We start from the raw sequence: 733 nt of genomic DNA, 5'->3' as shown, positions 1-733 counted from the left end.
TTTCCGAGGCTAGCCCTAAAGCTATTTCGGGGAGAACCAGCTATCTCCGGGTTCGATTGGAATTTCTCCGCTACCCCCACCTCATCCCCGCATTTTTCAACATGCGTGGGTTCGGGCCTCCAGTGCGTGTTACCGCACCTTCACCCTGGACAGGGGTAGATCACCCGGTTTCGGGTCTACGTCCACGTACTCATTCGCCCTATTCAGACTCGCTTTCGCTGCGGCTTCAGCTCTTCACCTTAACCTTGCACGGGAACGTAACTCGCCGGTTCATTCTACAAAAGGCACGCCATCACCCCTAAATTGGGCTCTGACTTCTTGTAAGCACACGGTTTCAGGATCTATTTCACTCCCCTTCCGGGGTGCTTTTCACCTTTCCCTCACGGTACTGCTTCACTATCGGTCGCCAGGGAGTATTTAGCCTTGGCAGATGGTCCTGCCGGATTCATACGGGGTTTCACGTGCCCCGCACTACTCGGGATCCGTCTCGGAGGGGACAAGTTTTGAACTACAGGGCTTTTACCTTCTCTGGCGGGCCTTTCCAGACCTCTTCATCTAACCGGTTCCTTTGTAACTCCATGTGAGACGTCCCACAACCCCAAGGAGCAAGCTCCTCGGTTTGGGCTAATCCGCGTTCGCTCGCCGCTACTGACGGAATCACTATTGTTTTCTCTTCCTCAGGGTACTTAGATGTTTCAGTTCCCCTGGTCTGCCTCTCACTCACCTATGAATT

General features: G+C 53.8%; 1 rRNA gene. It reads right to left on the bottom strand.

Going from position 1 to position 733, the window contains the following annotated elements:
• Nucleotides 1-733 (bottom strand): 23S ribosomal RNA (locus C400_RS0125930); the annotation flags it as partial.

The sequence above is a fragment of the Paenibacillus sp. ICGEB2008 genome, assembly GCF_000307675.1.
Lineage (GTDB): Bacteria > Bacillota > Bacilli > Paenibacillales > Paenibacillaceae > Paenibacillus > Paenibacillus polymyxa.
The sequence above is the reverse complement of the archived record's forward strand: the minus strand, read 5'-3'. Positions and strand labels throughout refer to the sequence as shown.